Annotated in this window: 23 protein-coding genes; 7 read left to right on the forward strand and 16 right to left on the reverse strand. The window is 73.5% G+C overall.

What is annotated here, in order from left to right; genetic code table 11:
- Positions 1-12: 12 nt before the first annotated feature.
- From ABZU46_RS13955 to ABZU46_RS13975, 5 genes are all read right to left on the reverse strand, one after another.
- Positions 13-1,272, reverse strand: coding sequence for a PQQ-binding-like beta-propeller repeat protein (locus ABZU46_RS13955; protein WP_354857428.1), 1,260 nt, complete (start codon positions 1,270-1,272; stop codon positions 13-15).
- An 85-nt stretch (positions 1,273-1,357) separates the two neighbouring features.
- Positions 1,358-1,840: an SRPBCC family protein gene (locus ABZU46_RS13960; protein WP_354857430.1), complete on the reverse strand. Its 483-nt coding sequence runs from the start codon at positions 1,838-1,840 to the stop codon at positions 1,358-1,360.
- A 140-nt stretch (positions 1,841-1,980) separates the two neighbouring features.
- Positions 1,981-2,190, reverse strand: coding sequence for a DUF397 domain-containing protein (locus ABZU46_RS13965; protein ID WP_354857433.1), 210 nt, complete (start codon positions 2,188-2,190; stop codon positions 1,981-1,983).
- 367 nt (positions 2,191-2,557) lie between these two features.
- Positions 2,558-3,754, reverse strand: coding sequence for a fumarylacetoacetase (gene fahA, locus ABZU46_RS13970; protein ID WP_354857436.1), 1,197 nt, complete (start codon positions 3,752-3,754; stop codon positions 2,558-2,560).
- Entirely contained in the window at positions 3,751-4,620 is an 870-nt protein-coding gene (locus ABZU46_RS13975) for a hypothetical protein (protein ID WP_354857439.1), read from the reverse strand. The genes fahA and ABZU46_RS13975 overlap by 4 nt, the downstream gene beginning before the upstream one ends.
- A gap of 94 nt (positions 4,621-4,714) precedes the next feature.
- Between ABZU46_RS13975 and ABZU46_RS13980 the strand changes: the two genes are divergently transcribed.
- The gene (locus tag ABZU46_RS13980; RefSeq protein ID WP_354857442.1) at positions 4,715-5,881 is read left to right on the forward strand and encodes a homogentisate 1,2-dioxygenase domain-containing protein; all 1,167 of its coding nucleotides are present in this window, start codon (positions 4,715-4,717) and stop codon (positions 5,879-5,881) included.
- 149 nt (positions 5,882-6,030) lie between these two features.
- On the opposite strand, the gene ABZU46_RS13985 is transcribed toward ABZU46_RS13980, so the two are convergent.
- From ABZU46_RS13985 to ABZU46_RS14000, 4 genes are read right to left on the reverse strand one after another with little or no spacing between them, the layout of a single operon-like run.
- On the reverse strand, positions 6,031-7,059 hold the full coding sequence (locus ABZU46_RS13985) for a tetratricopeptide repeat protein (protein ID WP_354857444.1): 1,029 nt from the start codon (positions 7,057-7,059) through the stop codon (positions 6,031-6,033).
- Positions 7,060-7,069: 10 nt separating this feature from the next.
- A complete protein-coding gene (gene ispF, locus ABZU46_RS13990) occupies positions 7,070-7,552 on the reverse strand; it encodes a 2-C-methyl-D-erythritol 2,4-cyclodiphosphate synthase (protein WP_354857446.1) in 483 nt (160 codons plus the stop codon).
- A 16-nt stretch (positions 7,553-7,568) separates the two neighbouring features.
- On the reverse strand, positions 7,569-8,264 hold the full coding sequence (ispD, locus tag ABZU46_RS13995; RefSeq protein WP_354857449.1) for a 2-C-methyl-D-erythritol 4-phosphate cytidylyltransferase: 696 nt from the start codon (positions 8,262-8,264) through the stop codon (positions 7,569-7,571).
- A gap of 56 nt (positions 8,265-8,320) precedes the next feature.
- The gene (locus ABZU46_RS14000; protein WP_088950500.1) at positions 8,321-8,806 is read right to left on the reverse strand and encodes a CarD family transcriptional regulator; all 486 of its coding nucleotides are present in this window, start codon (positions 8,804-8,806) and stop codon (positions 8,321-8,323) included.
- A 327-nt stretch (positions 8,807-9,133) separates the two neighbouring features.
- On the opposite strand from ABZU46_RS14000, the gene ABZU46_RS14005 reads away from it, so the two are divergent.
- Positions 9,134-9,811 carry a hypothetical protein gene (locus tag ABZU46_RS14005; RefSeq protein WP_354857452.1) on the forward strand — a complete coding sequence of 226 codons (678 nt, stop codon included), beginning with the start codon at positions 9,134-9,136 and terminating at the stop codon, positions 9,809-9,811.
- Positions 9,812-9,820: 9 nt separating this feature from the next.
- Here the strand turns inward: ABZU46_RS14005 and ABZU46_RS14010 are convergent, their stop codons facing one another.
- The 4 genes from ABZU46_RS14010 to ABZU46_RS14025 form a co-directional block, all read right to left on the reverse strand.
- Positions 9,821-10,453 (reverse strand): hypothetical protein, encoded by a 633-nt coding sequence (locus ABZU46_RS14010; protein ID WP_354857454.1) that lies wholly within the window; start codon positions 10,451-10,453, stop codon positions 9,821-9,823.
- A 32-nt stretch (positions 10,454-10,485) separates the two neighbouring features.
- Positions 10,486-11,544 carry a type III polyketide synthase gene (locus ABZU46_RS14015; RefSeq protein ID WP_354857456.1) on the reverse strand — a complete coding sequence of 353 codons (1,059 nt, stop codon included), beginning with the start codon at positions 11,542-11,544 and terminating at the stop codon, positions 10,486-10,488.
- 85 nt (positions 11,545-11,629) lie between these two features.
- Entirely contained in the window at positions 11,630-12,796 is a 1,167-nt protein-coding gene (locus ABZU46_RS14020) for an acyl-CoA dehydrogenase family protein (protein WP_354857458.1), read from the reverse strand.
- A 41-nt stretch (positions 12,797-12,837) separates the two neighbouring features.
- Positions 12,838-13,611 carry a methyltransferase domain-containing protein gene (locus ABZU46_RS14025; protein WP_354857461.1) on the reverse strand — a complete coding sequence of 258 codons (774 nt, stop codon included), beginning with the start codon at positions 13,609-13,611 and terminating at the stop codon, positions 12,838-12,840.
- 46 nt (positions 13,612-13,657) lie between these two features.
- On the opposite strand from ABZU46_RS14025, the gene ABZU46_RS14030 reads away from it, so the two are divergent.
- The 4 genes from ABZU46_RS14030 to disA all read left to right on the forward strand — a co-directional run bounded on the left by ABZU46_RS14030 (position 13,658) and on the right by disA (position 18,239).
- On the forward strand, positions 13,658-14,497 hold the full coding sequence (locus ABZU46_RS14030) for a UbiA family prenyltransferase (protein ID WP_354857463.1): 840 nt from the start codon (positions 13,658-13,660) through the stop codon (positions 14,495-14,497).
- 139 nt (positions 14,498-14,636) lie between these two features.
- A complete protein-coding gene (locus ABZU46_RS14035; RefSeq protein WP_354857465.1) occupies positions 14,637-15,383 on the forward strand; it encodes a hypothetical protein in 747 nt (248 codons plus the stop codon).
- Between the two features lie 85 nt (positions 15,384-15,468).
- Positions 15,469-16,926 (forward strand): DNA repair protein RadA, encoded by a 1,458-nt coding sequence (gene radA / locus ABZU46_RS14040; protein WP_354857467.1) that lies wholly within the window; start codon positions 15,469-15,471, stop codon positions 16,924-16,926.
- A gap of 131 nt (positions 16,927-17,057) precedes the next feature.
- Positions 17,058-18,239 (forward strand): DNA integrity scanning diadenylate cyclase DisA, encoded by a 1,182-nt coding sequence (gene disA / locus ABZU46_RS14045; protein ID WP_354857469.1) that lies wholly within the window; start codon positions 17,058-17,060, stop codon positions 18,237-18,239.
- A gap of 6 nt (positions 18,240-18,245) precedes the next feature.
- Here disA and ABZU46_RS14050 read toward each other — a convergent pair whose 3' ends face one another.
- From ABZU46_RS14050 to ABZU46_RS14060, 3 genes are all read right to left on the reverse strand, one after another.
- Complete coding sequence (locus ABZU46_RS14050) at positions 18,246-18,989, reverse strand: hypothetical protein (protein ID WP_354857471.1); 744 nt, start codon at positions 18,987-18,989, stop codon at positions 18,246-18,248.
- A 118-nt stretch (positions 18,990-19,107) separates the two neighbouring features.
- A complete protein-coding gene (locus ABZU46_RS14055; RefSeq protein ID WP_354857483.1) occupies positions 19,108-19,635 on the reverse strand; it encodes a peptide deformylase in 528 nt (175 codons plus the stop codon).
- 65 nt (positions 19,636-19,700) lie between these two features.
- Positions 19,701-20,213, reverse strand: coding sequence for an ACT domain-containing protein (locus ABZU46_RS14060; protein WP_354857473.1), 513 nt, complete (start codon positions 20,211-20,213; stop codon positions 19,701-19,703).
- 96 nt (positions 20,214-20,309) lie between these two features.
- On the opposite strand from ABZU46_RS14060, the gene ABZU46_RS14065 reads away from it, so the two are divergent.
- Positions 20,310-21,221 (forward strand): A/G-specific adenine glycosylase, encoded by a 912-nt coding sequence (locus ABZU46_RS14065; protein WP_354857475.1) that lies wholly within the window; start codon positions 20,310-20,312, stop codon positions 21,219-21,221.
- The last annotated feature ends 280 nt before the right edge of the window (positions 21,222-21,501 follow it).

Raw genomic sequence — 21,501 nt, forward strand, 5'->3', positions numbered from 1 at the left:
TCGGTGCCCCGATCAGGTGGCGGCCAGGATCACCGCTTCGGAGGTCAGGTAGTAGCGCTGGTCGTCGCCGTTCGGGTCGACCGGCTCGCGCAGCCGTTCCACCGCGACGTAGCCGTCCTCGGCCCAGACCGCCCCGGGCGCCCAGCCCGTGCCGTCCGAGCCCACGTTGAGCGTGTAGCGGGAGAGCAGCACACCGGTCACCGGGTCGAGTGTCACCAGCTCGTTGGCCTCGGTCAGCAGATGCGCCCGGCCGGGCTGCACCGCGAGCACCCGCGCCGGTCCCAGGCCGGCGAAACGCCACAGCTCGGCGCCCGTTCGCGCCGATCGGCCCACCGCCGCCCCGTCGACGACGGCGACGGCCTGGTCACCGGCCAGTGTGGCCCCGGCCGGGTCCAGCGCGGGCGCGGCCAGCGGCCCGCCGTCGCCCAGCAGCCAGCCGCGGCCACCGGCGTCCCCGGGGCCGGCCGTCCGCAGGCCCAGGCAGCCCGAACGGCCGGTACGACAACCGAGCGGGGTGACCACCAGCCGATCCGGGCCGCCCGGCGGTCGCCAACGCTCACCCACCGCACCCGTCGCGGCATCCCGGAACTCGATCGTGGCCGGCCCGGCGCAGGTGTCCAGGCCGATCAACTGCCCGGTCGCAGTGGTGCCGAGGTCGCTGCGGCAGGCGCCGGGCAGATCGGCTCGCCACAGTTCCCGGCCGCCGGCCACCTCCACCCCGCGGGCCTGCGTGTCCCCGGTGACCGTCAGCACCGTCCGGCCGTCCGCGAGGTCGGTGAGGAGGAGCCCGCGCGCGTCCCAGACCGTGGCGGCCCCGGTCCGCCGGATCACCGCCGCGCTCGCGGCGGGCACCGGGCCGTCGGCCCGCCACCGCACCCGCCCGGTGGACGCGTCGAGCGCGACGAGCCGGCCGTCGGACCAGCGACTGATCACGGTGCTGCCGCTCGCCACCACCCCGGTCAGCTCCGCCGGCCAGCGCCGGTACGACCAGTAGGGCGTGGTCCGGTGCCGCCCGTCGACCGGTCGGTCGGCGTAGACCTGGCGGTGGGCGGCGTACACCCGCAGCCTTCCGTTTACGATCAACGGGGCGACCGGCAGCCGACCGACCACGCCGGCGGCCGGTCGGGGCGCGGCCGGATATGCGCCGCGCGCCGGTGTGCTCACCTCGGCCGGCGCGAGCACCCGGTGGACGACGACCGCGACGGCTGCCACGGCGAGCAGCACCACCGCCACCGCCAGCACGAGCCGTCGCCGGCCCCTCGGGAACCCCATGCCGCACCTCCGCCCGGCACCCTACCCAGCGCAACCGACCGGACCCCGGCCAGGTTGGACGGGCCGCGGTGCGCGGGTGAGCGGGTCAGGCCGCCTCGACCGAGCCGAGGGTGCCGGCCGCGACGGCCAGGTCGGCGAGATCACGCCGGAGCGCCACCTCGACCGCCCGAGCGGCGAGGCCACCGAGCAGCAGGGCCACCACCCGGCCGTACGGATCGGTGGGCACTGCTTCCTGGGTGACCGTTATCGCCGTGCGGGCGCGGCGGCGACGCCGGACCGGCCGCAGGCTCCAGGTGATCCGGTAGTCCGCGCCGGCACCGGAGGAACAGAGCACCAGCCGCTGCGGCGCGAACGCCTCCACCACCAGGAACTCCTCGGTGAGTGTGCCGCCGCCCGGCTGGGCGCGCGCCTCACGCCAGGCGGTGCCCGGCCCGAACGGGCCCGGGGTCAGCACCTCGACCGGGCCGGCCGCGGTCAGCCGGGTGGCACGGCCGGGCAGGTCGGTCAGCAGACGCCAGACATCGACAGCGTGCGCCTCGATGAAACCGGTAACCGCCACCGTCGACATGCCGCCCTCCCGTGTCGTCGACGGTACGCGCGGTGAGGGCCGGACGAGGCCCCCGGACGGAATTTTCACCAACCGGAGGCCCCGCTGTCCGTTTCGGCGGTCGCCTGGCACCGATCGTCGACCGGCGCCCGGCGTACCGGTCAGCGGTCGAAGCGACCACCCCTGATCGCGCCGATGAACGCTGTCCACCCCGGCGGGCTGATGGCCAGCGTGGGGCCGGCCTGGTCCTTGGAGTCGCGGAGAGCGACCAGACCGAGGACGTCGACCAGGTTGTCCGCCACCTCCACGCAGAGCCCTTGGTCGTTGGAGCGGCTGCTGGTGCGCCAGAGCGCTCCGGTGAGATCGTGCATCGTCGTTACCTCCGTGTGCGTCGGGATGCCCCACCACCCGCGGCCGGGCGAGATCCGGCCGTACGGGTGGCGGGGCGACATGATCCGCGTGACCAACGGGGTAACCAGGCTTGGTGATCGCACAGACGGTGCGATCACGAGTCTCATCGATGATGGCCCGACGGGCAGGCGCTCAGACGGCTCCGAAGCGGGCCGAGGTGAACCAGCGGACCCTTTGCTCTGCTTCAACGGACGCAACAGCGAGCGGCCCCAGGTGTTGCGTGGAGTGAAGCAGAGCAAAGGAAGCCGAGGGCGAGCCAGGTGGCAGGCGCGCCGGGCGCGGGCCCGCGGGACGGGCCGGCTCAGCGGGCCGGCTCAGCGGGCCGGCTCAGCGGGCCGGGCGGACCGTTCCGGTGACCTCACCGAGGGCGATGGTGGTGCCGTCCGGGCCGGGCGCGGTGGCGGTGATGGTGACGGTGTCGCCGTCGGCGAGGAAGGTACGACTCTCGGTGCCGACCTTCGCGGGCTCGGCCCCGCCCCACGTCAGCTCCAGGAAGGAGCCGACCTGGGAACGGTCCGGGCCGGAGACGGTGCCCGAGGCGTACAGGTCGCCGGTCCGCAGGGACGCGCCGTTGACGGTGAGGTGCGCCAACTGCTGGGCCGGGGTCCAGTACATGCTCGCGAACGGCGGTTCGCTGACCCGTTCGCCGTTCCACTCGACCGCCAGCCGCAGATCGAGCCCCAGGTGCGGCACGTCGCGCAGGTAGTCGACGACCGGCGGGTCCTGCTCCGGAGCCGGCACGAAGGCGTCGGCCAGCGCGTCCAACGGCGTCACCCAGGCCGAGACCGAGGTGGCGAAGGACTTGCCGAGGAACGGACCGAGCGGCTGGTACTCCCACGCCTGGATGTCGCGGGCCGACCAGTCGTTGACCAGCACCACCCCGAAGACGTGGTCGGCGAAGTCGTCGACGGACACCCGGGCGCCCAGCGGGCTGGGCACACCGACCACGAAGCCGACCTCGGCCTCGATGTCGAGGCGTACCGACGGGCCGGTGACCGGACCCTCGGCGGACGCCCGCTGGCCGGTGGGCCGGGTCACCGGCGTGCCGGAGACGACGACGGTGCCGGCCCGTCCGTGGTAGCCGATCGGCAGGTGCTTCCAGTTGGGCAGCAGCGGCGGCTGACCGGGGCGGAAGATCTGCCCGACGTTCGAGGCGTGGTGCTCCGAGGAGTAGAAGTCGACGTAGTCGGCCACCTCGAACGGAAGCAGCAGCTCCACGTCGGCCAGGGGCACCAGCAGCGGTTCGACCGCCGGCCGGTGCGTCGGGTCGGTCAGCAGCTCGACGATCCGCTGACGCACCGCCGTCCACTGCGGACGGCCCAGCGCCATGAAGTCGTTGAGGGTCGGCCGGCACAGCGCGCCAGCTGCCAGCACCAGCTCGGCGGTCTCGGCACCGGCCAGGTCGAACACCCACGACCCGATCCGTACGCCGATCCGTGGCCGGCCCCCACCCGAGGAGAACACCCCGTACGGCAGGTTCGTCACCCCGTACGGTGAACCGTCAACGCCGGTCACCCAGGTCATGCGTCGTGCCCCCCGTTCACCAGCCCCAGCCGGATCAGATCGGTAAGTGGTTCCAGGATGCTGCACGAGCCGAAGCCGACCCACAGTGGGCGCGGCGCGTCCAGCCGTTCGTTGGCGCGTTCGAGCAGCGGGCGCGGGTCGAGCGCGGTCAGCAGCTCGGCGACCACCCGCGCGCTCGCGCCGTCGGCGGCGGCGAGCGTCGCGGCCAGCACGTTGGCGTACCCGTGGTGGGTGAACCCGGTCTCCGGGTCGAGGTGACGCACGGCCTGGTGCAGCCCTGCGGTGAGCTTGAACGGCAGGTCCCGGTCCCGGCACGCGCAGATCACGGCGGCCAGCTCAGCCGGGGTGGGGAACAGCTCGGCGGCCAACCCGCCGGTGCGGAACTTCGCGGCGATCGGGACACCGTCGGCGCGGGAGGCGGCGATCGCGTCCAGCGCGCCCATCAGCCCGAAGGTCAACGGAAGCTCGGCGTACACGGCCTCGACGTCCGGCAGGTCCTCGGTCAGCCGCAGCAGCTCGGCGATGCCGGGCAGCGGGTTCTCGCCCCGCTTGGCGACGGCCACCTCGACCTGGCGTGCGGTCACGCCGTCGGGTGCCAGGAACGACAGCGCGAAGGGCAGAGGACCGATCCCGGTGTCACCGATCAGCCCGATCACCAGGCCCTCGGCCGGGTCGACGAGACCGTTCAGCTCGCCGGCCGCGACGGTCGAGGCGGGAACGAGCAGCGGGCCCACCAGGTCGGCGTACCAGGCGGCGCGGTGCCGGCGGTGGGCGGTCAGGGCGTCGGGCAGCGCGGCGCTGCCCGGAGGGAAGACGGCGGCGTCGTCCACCAGGCCGTCGAGGAGCGCGGGCACCTGCGTTGACACGGAACAAGAATGTACGGGACGCTACAAGGAACGGACAACAGCGTCCGATTATCGGACGCCTTCGGCCGGTGAACGGGATATATCGGGAGGCGAGATGCCGTACTACCGCAGCGTCGGCGAGGTGCCGCGCAAGCGCCACACCCAGTTCCGCCAGCCCGACGGCAGCCTCTACGCCGAGGAGCTGATGGGTCAGGAGGGCTTCTCCTCCGACTCGTCCCTGCTCTACCACCGGCACGCCCCCACGGCGATCCTGGCCGCCGACGAGTTCACCCCGCCGACGTTCACCCGGGCGCCGAACCTGCCGCTCAAGCCGCGCCACCTGCGCACCCACAAGCTCGACGCGGGCGGCGCCGACCCGATCCTCGGCCGGCAGTACCTGCTCGCCAACGACGACGTCCGCATCGGGTACGTCCTCGCCGACCGGCCCTCCCCGCTGTTCCGCGACGCCACCGGTGACCACTGCCTCTACGTCGAGACGGGCACCCTGCGGGTCGAGTCGCCCTTCGGGGCGCTGGACGCGGTCGCCGGCGACTACGTCATCATCCCCACCTCGACCATCCACCGGCTGGTGCCCACCGGCGACCAGCCCGTGCGGCTGCTCACCGTCGAGGCGGCCGGGCACATCGGCCCGCCCAAGCGCTACCTCTCCGTCCGCGGCCAGTTCCTGGAGCACTCGCCGTACTGCGAGCGCGACGTCCGCGGCCCGGACGCCCCGCTGCTCGTCGACGGCGAGGAGGTCGAGGTGCTGGTCCGCCACCGTCGTGGCTGGACCCGCTACGTGTACGCCAACCACCCGTTCGACGTGGTCGGCTGGGACGGGCACCTCTACCCGTGGGCGTTCTCCATCCACGACTTCGAGCCGATCACCGGCCGCATCCACCAGCCCCCGCCCGTGCACCAGACCTTCCAGGGCCCCAACTTCGTCATCTGCTCGTTCGTGCCCCGCAAGGTCGACTACCACCCGGACTCGATCCCGGTGCCGTACAACCACCACAACGTCGACTCCGACGAGATGCTCTTCTACACCGGCGGGAACTACGAGGCCCGACGCGGCTCCGGCATCGAGCAGGGCTCCATCTCACTGCACCCGTCCGGCTTCACCCACGGCCCCCAGCCGGGCGCCGCCGAACGCTCCATCGGCGCGGACTACTTCGACGAGTTGGCCGTCATGGTGGACACCTTCCGGCCCCTCGACCTGTGCGACGGGGCGCGCGCCTGCGAGGACGAGGGGTACGCCTGGACTTGGGCGCGTTCTGTTTAGTCGCTGTTGGGGGTTTTCGCCGGAGCCCGCCCGCTCTGGGCGGTCAGGCTTGATCCCGACGCGGGCGGGCTCCGGCGAAAACCCGACCTGGGCGAGCTAGGCGACGCTGGTGATCTTTTCGGGTTACGCCGTGGGTCGGGTTGGTTGGGTCAGCGGAAAGCTGTTCTGGTGAAGATGGCGAACTCGGCTATCGCGGTGGCGACGATCGCCAGCACCAGCGGCCACGGCGAGCCGACCACCGCGTACACGAGCAGCAGCGCCGGCGCGGCGGCCACCGCGTAGATCGCCAGGGCCATCGTGCGGTCCGCGTGCAGCATGGCGGGCAGGACGGTCCGGGTGAGCCCCGGCAGCCGCGCCGCGAGCTGCCAGACCACGACGCCGCCGGTGAGGGCCGCGAGCACCGCCAGGACACGGGAGAACCCGTCGCTCGTCGAGGCCGCGAACGCCACCACCACCGCGGCGACCAGTGACCAGCCCGCGCCGTAGAGCACCAGGCGGTGCAGGCCGTACGCGAGGGTCCGCGGGGAGTCGATCCGGCTCGGGCCGATCGCCACCGCTTCCGCCACATGCTCCAACGCCTCGGACCAGCGGCGCTGCTCCAGGTGCAGGACACCGACGTCGTGCCCGACCTCGGTGAGGCGCGGACCGAGCCGTAGCGCCTCCCGGTAGGCCCGCTCGGCCAGGTCGAACAGCTCCAGTCGGGCCGCGACCAGGCTGAGCACCAGGTGCGCCTGCGCCTCCTGCGGGGCCAGCTCAACCCCACGCCAGGCCGCGTTCAGCGCCGGCTGCCCGTTGCGCGAGTCGGCCAGGATCGCCGCCGCGCTGCGCTGGGCGTACGCGTCGGTCGGCCCGAGCGCCAGCAGCCGGTCGGCGGTGGTCGCCGCATCGGCGTAGCGCCCCAGGTCGACCAGTGCCATGGCCCGGACGACGAGCGCCGGCAGTGCCTCCGGCGCGGCGGCCACGGCCGCGTCGGCGGCGGCGAGCGCATCGACCGGCCGGTCGGCGACGAGATGCACCCGGGCCAGCATGGTGAGGGCTTGCGAATCCGCGGGCTTCAGCGCGAGCCCTTCGGTCAGCTCACCGGCCGCCTCGTCGTGGCGTCCCAGCTCGGCGAGGAGCTGAGCGCGTTCGAGATAGCCGTCGCCGGCGAACTGGTCGGGGGCGGGTTCGGTGGACATCGCGGCGAGCCTAGGCGGCCGGCGCGTCGTACACCAGGGCCACCGCGATGCCCGCCAGACCTTCCTCCCGGCCGGTGAAACCGAGCCCGTCGGTGGTCGCGGCGGAGACGGTGACCGGGGCGCCGGCGGCGTCGGAGAGCACCTGCTGGGCCTCGTCCCGACGGCGGCCGATCTTGGGACGGTTGCCGACGATCTGCACGGAGACGTTGCCGATCTCCAGGCCGGCCGCCCGCACCCGGCGGGCCGTCTCGGTCAGCAGCGCCACGCCGGACGCCCCGGACCACTCCGGCTGGTCCACCCCGAAGGCGGCGCCGAGATCACCGAGGCCGGCGGCGGAGAGCAGCGCGTTGCAGGCGGCGTGGGCGGCGACGTCGGCGTCCGAGTGCCCGGCCAGACCGTCCTGGTCGGGCCAGAGCAGCCCGGCGACCCAGCAGGGCCGACCCGGCTCGAACGCGTGCACATCGGTGCCGATGGCGACCCGAGGAACGATCATGAACAGAGGTTACGCGTCAGCCGCCGGCGGCGAGCAGGTGCTCCGCCAACGCCAGGTCGAACGGACGGGTGATCTTCAGGGCGTACTCCGAGCCGGGCACGCAGCTCACGGCGATGCCCTGCTTCTCGACCAGGCCGGCGTCGTCGGTGAGCGGGTCGCCGGCCGCGGCATGCGCGGCGGTCAGGACGGACCGGCGGAAGCCCTGCGGGGTCTGCACCGCCCGGAGGGCAGCTCGGTCGACGGTGCCCAGCACCACCTCGTCGGCGCCGACCTCCTTGATCGTGTCGACGACCGGCAGGACGGGAATCACCGCGGCCCGGCCACCCCGGACCGCGGCGGCGACCGATTCGACCAACTCGGGCGGGGTCAACGCACGGGCGGCATCGTGCACCAGGATGATCGTCGGGCCGGCCGGCACCGCTGCCAGCGCGGCGGCGACCGAAGCCTGCCGCTCGGCGCCACCGGGCACCACGATCACCGGCGCCACCGGAGCCAGCAGCTCACGGACACCCGCCACCTCGGCCGCGGGCGCGGCCACCACGATCGTGTGCACCGACGCGGCGGCGGCGAGCCGGCGTACGGCGTGCACCAGCAGCGGCTCGCCCGCGAGCAGGCGCAGCGCCTTGGGTCGGCCGGGACCGAGCCGTACGCCGGCACCCGCCGCAGGCACAAGGACCGCGACGTCACCGCGCGGGTTGAGCTGCGCGGTCACGTCGCGGTCCTCGGTGGTTTCTTCGCTACGAAGTGGGTACGACGATGCTGTGCGGACTAGGCCTCGGTGAGGACCTTGTCGAGCAGCGTCTCCGCCTCGTCCTTGGTGCTCTTCTCAGCCAGCGCGACCTCGCCGACGAGAATGTCGCGGGCCTTGGCCAGCATCCGCTTCTCGCCTGCGGAGAGGCCCCGCTCCCGCTCCCGGCGCCACAGGTCACGCACGACCTCGGCGACCTTCAGCGGGTTGCCGGAGGCCAGCTTTTCCAGGTTGGCCTTGTAACGCCGCGACCAGTTGGTCGGCTCCTCGGTGTGCGGAGCCCGGAGAACGTCGAAGACCTTACCGAGGCCCTCTTCGCCGACCACCTCACGGACGCCCACGATCTCGGCGTTCTCGGCCGGCACCCGGACCGTCAGGTCACCCTGCGCAACCCTCAGGACGAGGTATTTCTTAGGCTCGCCCTTGATGATCCGAGTCTCGATTGCCTCGATGAGTGCGGCCCCGTGGTGGGGGTAAACAACGGTCTCGCCGACACTGAAAACCATAGGTTCGAAACCCCTTTCGCTGTGTCTAGGGTAACACGCTCAGGCAACGATGTCTCACCGATGTCCTGACCGTTGGCGCAGCTCAGGGGCCCTGTGAGAGGTCTTTCTTCAGCTTGACAGGCGGTCAAACCGATGGTTTGAACACGCTCCGTAACGCACGGATTACTTCCCGATGCGGGTGAACAGAACGTCGAGATCAAGGGCTATGCGCTCCCCCATGGTATCCCGCCCAGCGGAAACGCGCCCAGGTGTAGCGGGAGCTGCCCCCAGTGCGGGACGCTGGAGTCCGAGTCACACGCCGCTCTCGAGACGCTTCCTGGGGGTCCGATGGGCAAGCCGGACGCAGAGGGCCACGGGCCGCCCGACGGCCTGCCCGACCTGCCACCCGAGTGGGGCCGCATCGTCGTCCCCGACGACGCCTCTGACCTGGCGAGTGAGGCCGCCGAGGTGCGCCGCGAGCTGCGCCGGGCGGCCGGCCACCACACCGGGCACCGCGCCCTCACCCTGCCGCTGCTGGTCCTGTTGGTGGCGGTGCTCACCACCCTGACCGGCCTGGTCGCCGTGACCTGGCCCCGCGCCGGCCGGGGCACCGACCGACCCACCCCGGCGCCCTCCACGCCACCCGTGGCGCTCGCCGGTCAGGCGCTGCCCGCGCTGGACCTGGTCGATGCCGGACAGGCGCCGGTGCCGCTGCGCGGCCTGCTGCCCGCCATGATCATCATGGTGGACGACTGCGGCTGCCCGGACGTCGTCACGGAGGCCGTGGCGGCGGCGCCCGCCGGCGTCACCGTCGTCACGGTGACCGAACAACGGGCTGTCGCCACCTCACCGCCGGTCAACGGCGTCCGGGCGCTGGCCGATCCCGCTGGCGGGCTGCGCTCGTTTCTCGGGCCCGGCGCCGCGAACGCGCTGCTTGTCGACCGCACCGGCGTGGTGACCCGGGTGCTGCCGGACCCGGGACCGGTCGAGGCGTACCAGGACGACCTGAGCGCCCTGGCCGGCTGAGCGGTCGTCCTACGACGGGGGCAGCGCGACGAGCTGCGCCTGGACGTCAACGGGCTTGTCACCGACGGCCGACAGGGACACCCGGAACGGCCCGTCGGTGGGCACCACCTCAGCGGAGGCGAGCGTGCCGTCGCAATCGATGCGCGGCGGGCCGGCGAGCTCGGCCCCGGTGCTCGTCACCGCCAGCGTGCCCGGCCGGGTGCACCGGTACTGCAGCAGATAGCGGGAGCCGTCGCCGGACGACTGACGCGTCAGCCCCTGGCCGGGGGTCAACTCCCGCTGCTCCCGCCAGATCGTGGCCCGGAACGAGGGCAGGTCACTCCCAGGAGAGAGCACGCCCTGATCGTCGCCGAGGTCGATGACCGTGCCCGTCTCCGGGTCGACCAGCGGGGGGCGGCCCTCCACCCGGACGGCCTCGCCCGTTTCGGGATCCACCCGCAGCGTCACCCGTCCCTCGGGCACGCCACGGGCCAGGACACGCTCCAGCTCGGTGCTGACGCTCGGCTCGGCGCTCGGTACGCCCACCGGCCCGGCCGCCGGGGTTGGCGCGGCGGCACGCCACCACCAACCGCCGACCGCCAGCGCGGCCAGGGTCACCCCGGCCAGCACCGCCGACCGCAGCCGGTCGTCCGCCGCATCCATGTGGTGAGCGTACCGGTCGGGTCGAGAGGCGCTCAGTCCTGTCGATCGAGCAGGGCGGCGTACAGGGTGAGGCCCGGACCGAACGCCAGCATGACGACCCGTCGGGGCGCCGGCGTCGAACGACTCAACCGGTCCAGGATCAACAGGACGGTCGGCGACGAGCAGTTGCCGTGCTCGTCGAGCGTCGCCCGGGACGCGGCCAACGCCTCCGGCGGCAGGGCCAACTCCCGCTCGACCACGTTGAGAATGCGCGGCCCACCCGGATGCACCGCCCAGCCGTCCACGTCGGAGCTGACGCCGCCGTGCCGGGCCAACAGGTCGTCCACCAACCCGCGAACGTGCCGGGAGAGGACCTGCGGCACCTTCGGCGACAGCCCCATCCGGAACCCCGCGTCGGTGACGTCCCAGGTCATGTGGTCGGCGGTCGAGGTGTCGGTGACCGACGTGACCTCGCGCAACGCGTACCCCCGGCCGTCGGGCACCACCACGGCGGCGACCGCGGCGTCCGAGAAGAGCGCGTGCGACACGATCTGCTGGGTGTCCACCCGGGCGGTGGACGGCTGGATGTGCAGGCTGGTCAGCTCCGCGCAGAGCAGCAGCGCCGGCCGGCCCCGGGCGGTCACGAAGTCACTCGCCGCCCCCAACCCCGGAAGCGCCGCGTAGCAGCCCATGTGGCCGACGAACATCCGCTGCGTGTCCGGTGCCATGCCCAGGTCGCGGGCGAGCAGGATGTCCAGCCCCGGGGTGGCGTACCCGGTGCAGGAGCAGACGATGAACAGCCCGATGTCGCTGGCGTCCAGACCGGCCGCCGTCAGCGCACGCCCCACCGCCTCCTTGCCGAGCGGCAGCGCCTCCACCTGGTAGCGACGCATCCGGCGCTCGGTCGGCCAGTCCGAGACGTCCTCGAGCAGCGGGTTGACCGCGGCCTGGCGGCGGGTCACCCCCGAGTTCGCGAAGATCCGCTGGGCCAACGACCGGGTGGTGCCGGAGAAGTGCTTTGAGAAGAAGCCCTCCCACAACTCGTCCTGCGAAGCGGACGGCGGCTGCGCTGTCCCGAGCCCCGCGATCACTGGTACGGACACGATCCCCACCTCTCGTCAGACGCTGTCCTCCCCCTGGCCGTCCCACCAGCCACCTCGGCCGGCCCCTCCCCCGTACGTGTGCCGCCGCGCGGGCTCACCAACGCGGTGCCGATCCGTCGCGGTCCGGGTCCCCGCCCAGAGCGGCGATCCCCAGCCAGTCGGCGCAGACGTCCGAGGTGGCCGGGTGCAGTGAGCCGCAGCGGGCGTCCCGGTAGAGCCGCTCCAACGGATGACCACGCCGGGTCGCCGACGTCCCCGCCGCCTCCAGCATCGACGCCGCCACCTCGGCGGCCGTGGTGCCGGCCAGCAGCTTCGCCCGCCACACCCAGCGGTTGGTCTCCGCGTCCCCCGGGGCGTCGTCGACCCGCCGGGCCGCCTCGGCCACCACCAGCTCGGCCGCCGCGGTCGCCGCGTCCGCCCGGCCCAGCCGCGCCCGCACCGCCGGCAGGCCGGCCAGGTTGCGGGCGTTGAGATGCTCGGCCGCCGCGTCGATCGCCGCCCGGGCCACCCCCACGTAGACGGCCGCGTAACTGGCCACCAGCCAGTGCGGCATCAGCTGGGCGACCACCAGCGCCAGCCCCTCCACCCCGCCGAGCAGCCGGTCGGCCGGGACGGTGGCGTCCAGGTGCAGGTCGTGCGACGAGGTGGCGCGCATGCCGAGGGCGTCCCAGGTCGGCTCGACGCTCAGACCGTCACCGGCCGGCACCAGGAACTGCGACACCACCGACTGGTCGGCGGAGCTGCGCGCGGCCACCAGGTAGCCGTCGGCGTGCCCCGCCCCGGAGCAGAAGGTCTTGCTGCCCTTGAGGTGCCACCCCTCGTCGGTCGGCTCGTAGACCGTGCTCAACTGGGAGAGTCGGGCACCGGCGCCGCGCTCGCTCATCGCGACGGCGTACCAGGAGCCCTGCGCGGCGGCGGTGAGCAGGCGGTCCCGGGCGGCCAGTGCCTCGTCCGGCACACCCAGGGCCTCGGCCAACTCCTCGGTGACCGCGCCCAGCGCGCCGGTCACCGAGGCGTGCATGTTGAACACCAGCGCGGTCGCGCCGTTGCCCCGAGCAAGTTCGGTGGCCACCGCGGCGTACTCGGCGAAGCTGGCGCCCAGGCCACCCAGCGCGCGGGGCACCATCAGCCCGAACAGGCCGGCCTCCCGCAGGTCACGGAAGTCGTCGACCGGAAAGGAGCCGTCCCGGTCGTGCTCCGCCGCCCGCGCGGCGAACCGCGGCGCCAACCGGCGGGCCGCCTCAAGCGCATGCACCGTCATATCGCTCCCTTCTCGGCGTCCCATACCCCGCCACGAGCCGACTATCCTCTGCGGACCCCCTGGCCCTGGTACAGCACGGCGGTGGACCGGGTCGGCACGATGCGCGGGGCACGGCCCGTCGACGTCGCGCCCGGCGTCCGCGTCGCGCGCGCCCGGCGCACCAGCCAGGCGACCAGACCGCCGACCTGCGGACGGATGCCGCGCAGGCGCAGCTCGACACCGTGCCGGGCACACTCGGCCACCAGTGCGCGAGCGTCCACGAACAACCGTGGATCGTGGATGCCACGCGGCACCGTCGGCAGCCGCTCGGCGATCCGTACCGCGACCAGCCGGGCCAGCGCGGTGTCGTTGAGGGTGTCCAGCACCAGCAGGCCGCCCGGACGCAGCAGCCGGCACGCCTCCGCCACCGCGCGCGGCCAATCCGGCACATGTTCCAGCAGCTCACCGGCCGAGACGACGTCGGCACACCCGTCCGGCAGCGGCACCGCGGTGACGTCACCCTGGACCACGCGCACCCCGTGCCCGGCGGCCTGGACCAGCGCCGAGCGGGTCAGGTCGACACCGACGTGCCGGTATCCCTTACCGGCGAGGTGCGGCGCGAGCAGTCCGGCGCCGCAGCCCAGATCGACCAGGACCGCATCCGGGCGGGTCGCCGGCGGCACGAGCGCCGCGCGGGCCTCGGCCAGCCAGTGCAGCATCGCGAACGCGCCATCGGGCCGCCACCACTCGCCGGCCAGGTCGTCGTACTGGCGCGGGTCGTTGCGCGGCAGCACCCGGGGACCGGTGGACGCCGCGGCCGCAGCCACGTCTCGCATGGCACCGAGCGTGGCACGACTGCTCGGTAACGACCAGACTTCCCTTATGTCGTCCAGGGTGTTAGGGCTGGTCAGAGCGAGCCATCCGGAACCGGCCGCCGCAGTGACCACGGTGTCCGGTCTGCTGGCCTGGGGGGTGGGGCACCGGCCGTGGGGAATCGTCTCGGTGGTGCTCGCCGTACTCGCCAGCCAGCTCGCCGTCGGCTGGACCAACGATGCGTTGGACGCCGAGCGGGACGCCACTGTGGGGCGTACCGACAAGCCGGTCGCCGCCGGCGCGGTGGGCCGGCGCGTCACGGCCTGGGCCGCGGCGGCGGCCGCGTTGGCCTGCCCGCTGCTGGCGCTGACCACGAACCCTCCGGCGGCGTTCTGGCTCACGGTCGCCCTGGTCTCCGCGCTGCTCTACGACTGGCCGCTCAAGGCCACCGTCTTCTCGGTGCTGCCGTACGCGGCGTCCTTCGGCGCGCTGCCCGCCTTCGTGGTGCTGGCGCTGCCCGGCGAGCCGACCCCGCCGGCCTGGCTGCTGGCGGCGGCGGCCTGCCTGGGGGCCGGCGCGCACTTCGCCAACGTGCTGCCCGACCTGGCCGACGACGCCCGGACGGGGGTACGCGGCCTGCCGCACCGCCTCGGCGCGGCGGGCAGCCGGGCGGCCGCGGCGGGGCTGCTCCTCGCCGCGACCGCCATCCTGGTCCTGGGGCCGCCCGGGCCGCCGTCGGCCCTCGGGCTGGCGGCGGTCGGCACGGCCGCCGTCGTGCCGCCACTGAGCTGGTACGCCGGGCGCTCGGCGGCCCGGGCCGGCCGGCGGCCGGTGTCCGCCTTCCGGGCGGTCATGCTGGTGGCCCTCATCGACGTCGTTCTGCTGGTGGCGAGCGGTCGGGTGGTGTGAGGGGCACCCGGGACGGTGGCATTGCCGGGTCCCCGTGCGGGCCTCGATCAGCTCCAACTACCCTGGAGCGCGGTCTGCGCGGGTATGGCCACCGTGCCCGGCGTGCGGCCGGGTGGGGATCGTAACGAGGAGGACCGACGTGACGCGCTCGATCAGGGGATCCCGGCGGGCGGCCCTGCTGCTGTCCGGGATGGCGGCGGCTACCAGCCTGCTCGCGTCCGGATGCGGCGCCGGTCAGGTCGCCGAGACGGCTTTGAAGGAGCCGTCGGTCCAGGGCGTCAACCTCACGACCCCCAACGGCGCCTACTCGGTGCGTGGTCTGCTGGTCACCTACCCGGGCACCGAGGGTTACCGGGCCGGCCAGGACGCCCCGCTCAACGCCGTGATCTACAACGACTCGAAGAGCACCGTGACGGTCACCGTCACCACCCAGAGCGCGCGCGAGGTGTTGATCTCGGGTGGCTCGGCGAGCCCGACGCCGTCGGCCTCCGAGTCGGAGTCCGCCACCCCGTCGGGTTCGGGCAGCCCGTCGGCGACCCCGTCCGAGACCGGTTCGTCGTCGGCGACGCCGTCCGCCCCGGAGTCGGCGCGCGCGTCGGGTTCGGCGAGCGCGGCCGCGCCGGGCCAGCCCGCCCGGATCGAGCTGGCTCCGCTGAGCTACCTCCAGCTCAACTCGGAGGCCACCACGCAGCTGCGGCTGATCGGCCTGACCGAGGCGCTGCGCTCCGGCCAGAACGTCGTCGTTACCTTCGACTTCGGCAACGGCAACACCGTCACCGGCCAGGCACCGATCGCCGTCCCGCTCACCCCGGCCGCGCCCCCCTCGCCGATCATCGAGCGTGAGGGCGGCTACGAGGGCGACGAGGGCGGCGCCACCCACGGCTGACCCGACCCCGACATCGACGAACACCCCGGCGTGGGAACCACCACGCCGGGGTGTTTTCGTCGTACGAGAGGGCTAGCGTCCTGATGTGACCACCTCCCGATCGACCTCTGGCCGTGCCGGCACGGCCGGTGCCGCCCGCGGCCGGTCCGCCACCCGCGAGCCGCGTCCGGCGTACGAGTGCGACGCCTGCGGGCACCAGCCGCCCAAGTGGGTGGGTCGCTGCCCGGAGTGCGGCGAGTGGGGCTCGGTGGTCGAGTCCACGGTGACCGGCCCGACCGTCTCCGGTCGGGTGGTGAGCTCACGGCTGCCGGCCGAGCCGGCCCGGCCGATCGCCACCATCAGCGCCGCTCCGGCCCGCGCCCGGCCCACCGGCGTGAGTGAGCTCGACCGGGTGCTCGGCGGTGGGCTGGTGCCCGGGGCGGTGGTGCTGCTCGCCGGCGAGCCCGGCGTGGGCAAGTCGACCCTGCTGCTCGATGTGGCGCAGCAGTGGGCGGTGGGCGCCGGCAGCCCTTCCCTGGTGGTCAGCGGGGAAGAGTCGGTCAGCCAGGTCCGGCTGCGTGCCGAGCGGATGGGCACCCTGCACGACCAGCTCTACCTGGCGGCCGAGAGCGACCTGGCCTCGGTGCTCGGGCACCTCGACGCGGTCAAGCCCGGCCTGCTGGTGCTCGACTCGGTGCAGACCATCTCGACCACCGGCACCGAGGGCGTGCCCGGTGGCGTGACGCAGGTACGCGCGGTCACCGCCGCGCTGGTCTCGGTCGCCAAGGAGCGGGGCATCGCCACCGTGCTGGTCGGCCACGTCACCAAGGACGGCCAGGTGGCCGGGCCCCGGGTGCTGGAGCACCTGGTCGACGTGGTGCTGCACTTCGAGGGCGACAAGCACTCCTCGCTGCGGCTGGTGCGCGGCGTCAAGAACCGGTTCGGCGCGGCCGACGAGGTCGGCTGCTTCGAGATGCACGAGGGCGGCATCAGCAGCCTGGCCGATCCGTCCGGGCTGTTCCTCACCCGCTACTCGGAACCCGTGCCCGGCACCTGCGTGACCGTGGCCATGGAGGGGCGGCGGGCCCTCGTCACCGAGGTGCAGGCCCTGATCGGCGCGACGGTTGCCGGCTCACCCCGTCGTACGGTCTCCGGCCTCGACTCCGCGCGCCTGGCGATGGTGCTCGCGGTCCTGCAACGGCGCACCGAGCGGTTGACCCTGCACGATCGCGAGGTCTTCGCGGCCACCGTCGGCGGCATCCGGGTGGTGGAGCCGGCGGCCGACCTGGCCGTGGCGCTGGCGGTCGCCTCCGGCGGGCTCAACCTGGCGATCGCGCCGCACCTCGTGGCGATCGGTGAGGTGGGGTTGACCGGCGAGGTGCGCCGGGTCGGAGCGGTGCCGCGCCGGCTGGCCGAGGCGGCCCGCCTGGGGTTCAAGGTGGCGCTGGTCCCGCCGGGCTGTGGCCCGGCCAGCACTGGCGCCGGGCCCGACGGGATGCGGGTGACCGAGGTCACTGACGTCCGCTCGGCGCTGCACCATGCGGCCCGCGCGTCCGCCGAGTGACCCAGCGTGCCGACGCGGGCGGCGATACCGGACAGCATCGGCGCAAGTGGAAACGGTTGGAAGGGCGGCATCGTGACACATCACAGTAACCACGACAGCACCCACCGCACGGCAGTCCGTAGACTGTGCCCGTGCCGATCGACCGCGATACCACCAAGCCTGCCGGCGCGCCGCCCCAGGCCCGCACCGGCGCCGTGGGCTCGCCAGCCCGCCCGATCAGCGTGAGCGTGACCACCGCTGCCGGGAGCGCCGGCGATCCGCTGCGGGCGAACCTCGCCCTGATGGCACCCGGCACCGCGCTGCGGGACGGGTTGGAGCGCATCCTGCGGGGGCGCACCGGCGCGCTCATCGTGCTCGGCTACGACAAGGTCGTCGAGGGTCTCTGCACCGGCGGCTTCCCGCTGGACGTCGAGTTCTCCGCGACCCGGGTCCGGGAGCTGTGCAAGATGGACGGGGCCGTGGTGCTCTCTAGCGACGGCACCCGCATCGTCCGGGCGGCCGTGCACCTGATGCCCGACCCGTCGATCCCGACGGAGGAGTCGGGCACCCGGCACCGCACCGCCGAGCGGGTCGCCCGGCAGACCGGTTACCCGGTGATCTCGGTCAGCCAGTCCATGCGGATCATCAGCCTCTACGTCAACGGCCAGCGGCACGTGCTGGACGACTCGGCGGCGATCCTGTCCCGGGCCAACCAGGCGCTGGCCACCCTGGAGCGGTACAAGCTGCGGCTGGACGAGGTTTCCGGCACGCTCTCCGCGCTCGAGATCGAGGATCTGGTCACCGTGCGGGACGCGGTGGCCGTGGTGCAGCGGCTGGAGATGGTCCGCCGGATCGCCGACGAGATCGCCGGTTACGTCGTCGAACTGGGCACCGACGGGCGACTGCTCGCCCTCCAGCTCGACGAGCTGATGGCCGGCGTCGACGCCGACCGCACCCTGGTCATCCGGGACTACCTCCCGGTCGGCCGCAAGTCCCGCACGCTGGACGAGGCGCTTGTCGAGCTGGACCTGCTCGGCGCCACCGAGCTGATCGACCTGGTGTCGGTCGCCAAGGCCATCGGCTACCCGGCCGCATCGGACGCGCTGGACGCCGCCGTCAGCCCGCGTGGCTTCCGACTGCTGGCCAAGGTGCCGCGCCTGCCGGTGGCCGTGGTCGACCGCCTGGTGCTGCACTTCGGCAGCCTCCAGCGGCTGCTGGGCGCGACGGTGGAGGACCTGCAGGCCGTCGAGGGCGTGGGCGACGCCCGGGCCCGGGGCGTCCGGGAGGGCCTGTCCCGGCTCGCCGAGGCGTCCATCCTGGAGCGGTACGTCTGACCCGGCTCAGCCGGTGATGGTGATCTTCACGGGTGCGCTGTACTTGGTGCCGACCCGCGCGAACACCTGGTACGTCCCGGCCGGCGGGAAGGGGCCGGCGGCCAGCCCGGCGCCATCGCAGCGGGTGGTGTCCCGCCCGTTCCAGCCCACCTGGTAGGAGCGCTCGAACCCGGGCGTGAAGGACTGCACATCCGAGCCCTGGACCTTGCCGCAGGTGTCCGAGGACCACACCTTCTCGGCACCGGCCTTGATGAAGATCTCCTGCAGGTCGGCGCCGACGTTGCGGCTGCACGTCCGCTCCGAGGTGTTCTTGATCTTCAGTTGCAGGTCGACCACCGCGCCGCGCTGTACCGAGGTGGGCCGCGCCACCGAGGTCACGCTGATCTCCGCGTCGGTGCAGGTGCCGTCGTCGACCGACCCGGCCGAGCCCAGCGACGGGTCGTTGCTGGTGGTCTCGGGGCTCGGGTCCGTGGCGTTCGGACCGGCCGACCGGTCCGCATTCGGATCGGCGGACCCGGACGCCGACGGCACCCCGGTCTGCGGGCTCAACACCGGACCACCCGGCCCTGGACTCGCCGTGGACGTCGGAGTCGACGTCGGGCTCGCCCCCGCATTCGGTCGAGCGCCGGAGCGGCCCGAGGCGGTGCAGGAGTAGAGCAGGACAATCAGGAAGAGAAGCCCCGCTCCGAGTACGACGGCGCGACGCCGCCAGTACACGGCGGGTGGCAGGGGGCCGACCGTCAGACGCATGATGCCCCCCACCGTAGCCGCGCGGCGCCCACCCGCACGTCACGACGCGCCGGAGCGCCACCGGCGCAGCGCGGCGAAACTCCACTGAGGACGGACGCGCCGACCTTCCGCCACCCGCTCAGAGGTAGACCTTGCGCTGGTAGACGGCGTGCGCGCCGGCCACCCGATCCAGGAAGAGCAGCCCCGCGCAGTGGTCGATCTCGTGCTGCAACGCCCGCGCCTCGAAGCCGTCCGTCACCAACCGGACCGCCGCGCCGGTGCCCGGCAGGTCACCCTCCACCACCAGCCGACTGGCCCGCTTCACATCCCCGGTCAGGTCCGGCACCGACATGCACCCCTCCCGGCCCGGCTTCCAGCGGGTCGCCTCGACCACCCGGGCGTTGCAGAGCACGAAGGTGCCGTGCACGGTGACCGCCTTCGGATGCCCGGTCACGTCGACGGCGAAGACCCGGGCAGCCACACCGACCTGCGGCGCCGCCAACCCCACGCAGCCCGGCGAGACCCGCATCGTGGCGACCAGGTCGGCGGCCAGCCGGACTGTCTCCTCGGCCGTCGGATCGACATCGTCCCCGGCCCGGCTCAACACCGGATGCGGGGCCGAGACGACGGCCCGCACCTCGCCCGCCACCGCCAGCGACTCCGGCATCCAGTCCCCCAGACCGGCGTACGCCTCGACGTCCCGGCCGGCGTCCGGCCCGCCCCGCCCGTCGCTCACAGCAGATCCGGGTCTGCCGGCCGGAGGGTGACCTCGACCCCCAACTCGGCGGCCGTCCGGTGCAGCCGTGCGGTCACCGCCTCGGCGACCCCCGCCGGCAACTCGACCTCGGCCAACACCACGTAGAGCGAACCCGCCAACCGCGTGCTCAGGTCGGTCACGTTTCCGCCGGCGTCCACCAGCACCCGGGTCATCGCCGCGACGATGCCCATCCGGTCCGACCCGTGCACCGCCAGCACGTACGGCTCGCCGGCCGGGGCCACCTCACCGTCGGGCGTGACCGCGCGTACGGTCGCCAGCAGTTGACCCTCGGCGGCCAGCGGCGCCAACGCCGCCTCCACCCCGGCGGCATCCGGGCCGGTGCAGATGAGGGTCATCGCGAAATGCCCCCGCAGCCGGGTCATCGTGCTGTCGGTGAGGTTCGCGCCCAGTCGGGCCAGCACCTCGGCGACGTCGGCCACGATGCCCGGCCGGTCCCGACCGATGACGGTGATCGCGAGCTCGTTCATCCGCGCATTCTGCCCGATCCGCCCACCGCCACCGCGACACCCCGCCCGAGCCGCCCATCCAGCGGGACCGGAGCGCGTGACATCATCGACGTCGCCATGACTCAACCCGATTTCGCCACCCTGGTCAGCCGGTGGTTCCAGCAGCACGCCCGTGACCTGCCGTGGCGGGAACCCGGGGTCAGCCCGTGGGCCATCCTGGTCAGCGAGGTCATGCTCCAGCAGACCCCGGTCGTCCGGGTGGTGCCGGCCTGGCACGCCTGGCTGGCCCGCTGGCCCGACCCGGCCGCGCTGGCGGCCGACACCCCGGCCGAGGCGATTCGGATGTGGGGGCGTCTCGGCTATCCCCGCCGGGCGGTCCGACTGCGGGAGTGCGCGGTCGCGATCGTGGACCGGCACGGCGGTCAGGTGCCGGACCGGCTGGAGCAGTTGCTGGCGCTGCCCGGCGTGGGCACCTACACGGCGCGTGCGGTGGCCGCCTTCGCGTACGGGCAGCGGCATCCGGTGGTCGACACCAACGTACGGCGGGTGGTCTGCCGCGCCGTGGCCGGTGAACCGGACGCCGGACCGGTCACCCGGCCCGCCGACCTGGTCGCCACCGAGGAGCTGCTGCCGGCCGAGCCCGCCGCCGCGGCACTGGCCAGCGCCGCGTTCATGGAGCTGGGCGCGGTGCTCTGCACGGCCCGGTCACCACGCTGCACGGCCTGCCCGGTCGAGTCGGTCTGCGCCTGGCGGGCCTCCGGGCAGGAGCCGGCAACCGGCCCGACCCGCCGTCCCCAGCGGTACGCGGGCACCGACCGGCAGGTACGCGGACTGCTGCTCGGGGTGCTCCGGGAGACCACCGGGCCGGTCCCGCACCAGCGCCTCGACCAGGTCTGGACCGACGACGTGCAGCGCGCCCGGGCGTTGGCCGGCCTCGTACAGGACGGGCTGGTGGAACCGGTCGGCACCGACTCGTTCCGGCTCGCCGGCGATGGCCCGTCCGCACCAACCGCCGACCTGAACGCCTGACACCCCTGCGAACCGGCCGCCGGTTCGCAGGGGTGCTCCCGTCACCTTTGCTCTGCTTCAACCCACGCAACACTCGGTGTCCGGATAACGGACACATGGTGTTGCGTCCGCTGAAGCAGAGCAAAGCCTGCGACACAGAGATGCCTGCCTGTCGTCCGGCACCTAGCGGATCAGTGCCCCCGACGACGAAAAGGCGGGGCCCCCGGGGGGGGGGGGGCCCCGCGCGCCGCCCCACCCGGCTGTGGTTGTTTAATTAGTTCTTAAAACACAAATTCAAAAA

This window comes from Micromonospora sp. NPDC005197 (genome assembly GCF_040608295.1).
In the GTDB taxonomy this organism is placed as follows: Bacteria; Actinomycetota; Actinomycetes; order Mycobacteriales; family Micromonosporaceae; genus Micromonospora.

Excerpts from the sequence above, each read along its gene's own strand:
- ABZU46_RS13955 (WP_354857428.1), bottom strand. The coding sequence starts at position 1,272 with ATGGGGTTCCCGAGGGGCCGGCGACGGCTCGTGCTGGCGGTGGCGGTG.
- ABZU46_RS13960 (WP_354857430.1), bottom strand. The coding sequence starts at position 1,840 with ATGTCGACGGTGGCGGTTACCGGTTTCATCGAGGCGCACGCTGTCGAT.
- ABZU46_RS13965 (WP_354857433.1), bottom strand. The coding sequence starts at position 2,190 with ATGCACGATCTCACCGGAGCGCTCTGGCGCACCAGCAGCCGCTCCAAC.
- fahA (WP_354857436.1), bottom strand. The coding sequence starts at position 3,754 with ATGACCTGGGTGACCGGCGTTGACGGTTCACCGTACGGGGTGACGAAC.
- ABZU46_RS13980 (WP_354857442.1), top strand. The coding sequence starts at position 4,715 with ATGCCGTACTACCGCAGCGTCGGCGAGGTGCCGCGCAAGCGCCACACC.
- ABZU46_RS13985 (WP_354857444.1), bottom strand. The coding sequence starts at position 7,059 with ATGTCCACCGAACCCGCCCCCGACCAGTTCGCCGGCGACGGCTATCTC.
- ispF (WP_354857446.1), bottom strand. The coding sequence starts at position 7,552 with ATGATCGTTCCTCGGGTCGCCATCGGCACCGATGTGCACGCGTTCGAG.
- ABZU46_RS14000 (WP_088950500.1), bottom strand. The coding sequence starts at position 8,806 with ATGGTTTTCAGTGTCGGCGAGACCGTTGTTTACCCCCACCACGGGGCC.
- ABZU46_RS14005 (WP_354857452.1), top strand. The coding sequence starts at position 9,134 with ATGGGCAAGCCGGACGCAGAGGGCCACGGGCCGCCCGACGGCCTGCCC.
- ABZU46_RS14010 (WP_354857454.1), bottom strand. The coding sequence starts at position 10,453 with ATGGATGCGGCGGACGACCGGCTGCGGTCGGCGGTGCTGGCCGGGGTG.
- ABZU46_RS14020 (WP_354857458.1), bottom strand. The coding sequence starts at position 12,796 with ATGACGGTGCATGCGCTTGAGGCGGCCCGCCGGTTGGCGCCGCGGTTC.
- ABZU46_RS14025 (WP_354857461.1), bottom strand. The coding sequence starts at position 13,611 with ATGCGAGACGTGGCTGCGGCCGCGGCGTCCACCGGTCCCCGGGTGCTG.
- ABZU46_RS14030 (WP_354857463.1), top strand. The coding sequence starts at position 13,658 with ATGTCGTCCAGGGTGTTAGGGCTGGTCAGAGCGAGCCATCCGGAACCG.
- ABZU46_RS14050 (WP_354857471.1), bottom strand. The coding sequence starts at position 18,989 with ATGCGTCTGACGGTCGGCCCCCTGCCACCCGCCGTGTACTGGCGGCGT.
- ABZU46_RS14055 (WP_354857483.1), bottom strand. The coding sequence starts at position 19,635 with ATGCCGGAGTCGCTGGCGGTGGCGGGCGAGGTGCGGGCCGTCGTCTCG.
- ABZU46_RS14060 (WP_354857473.1), bottom strand. The coding sequence starts at position 20,213 with ATGAACGAGCTCGCGATCACCGTCATCGGTCGGGACCGGCCGGGCATC.
- ABZU46_RS14065 (WP_354857475.1), top strand. The coding sequence starts at position 20,310 with ATGACTCAACCCGATTTCGCCACCCTGGTCAGCCGGTGGTTCCAGCAG.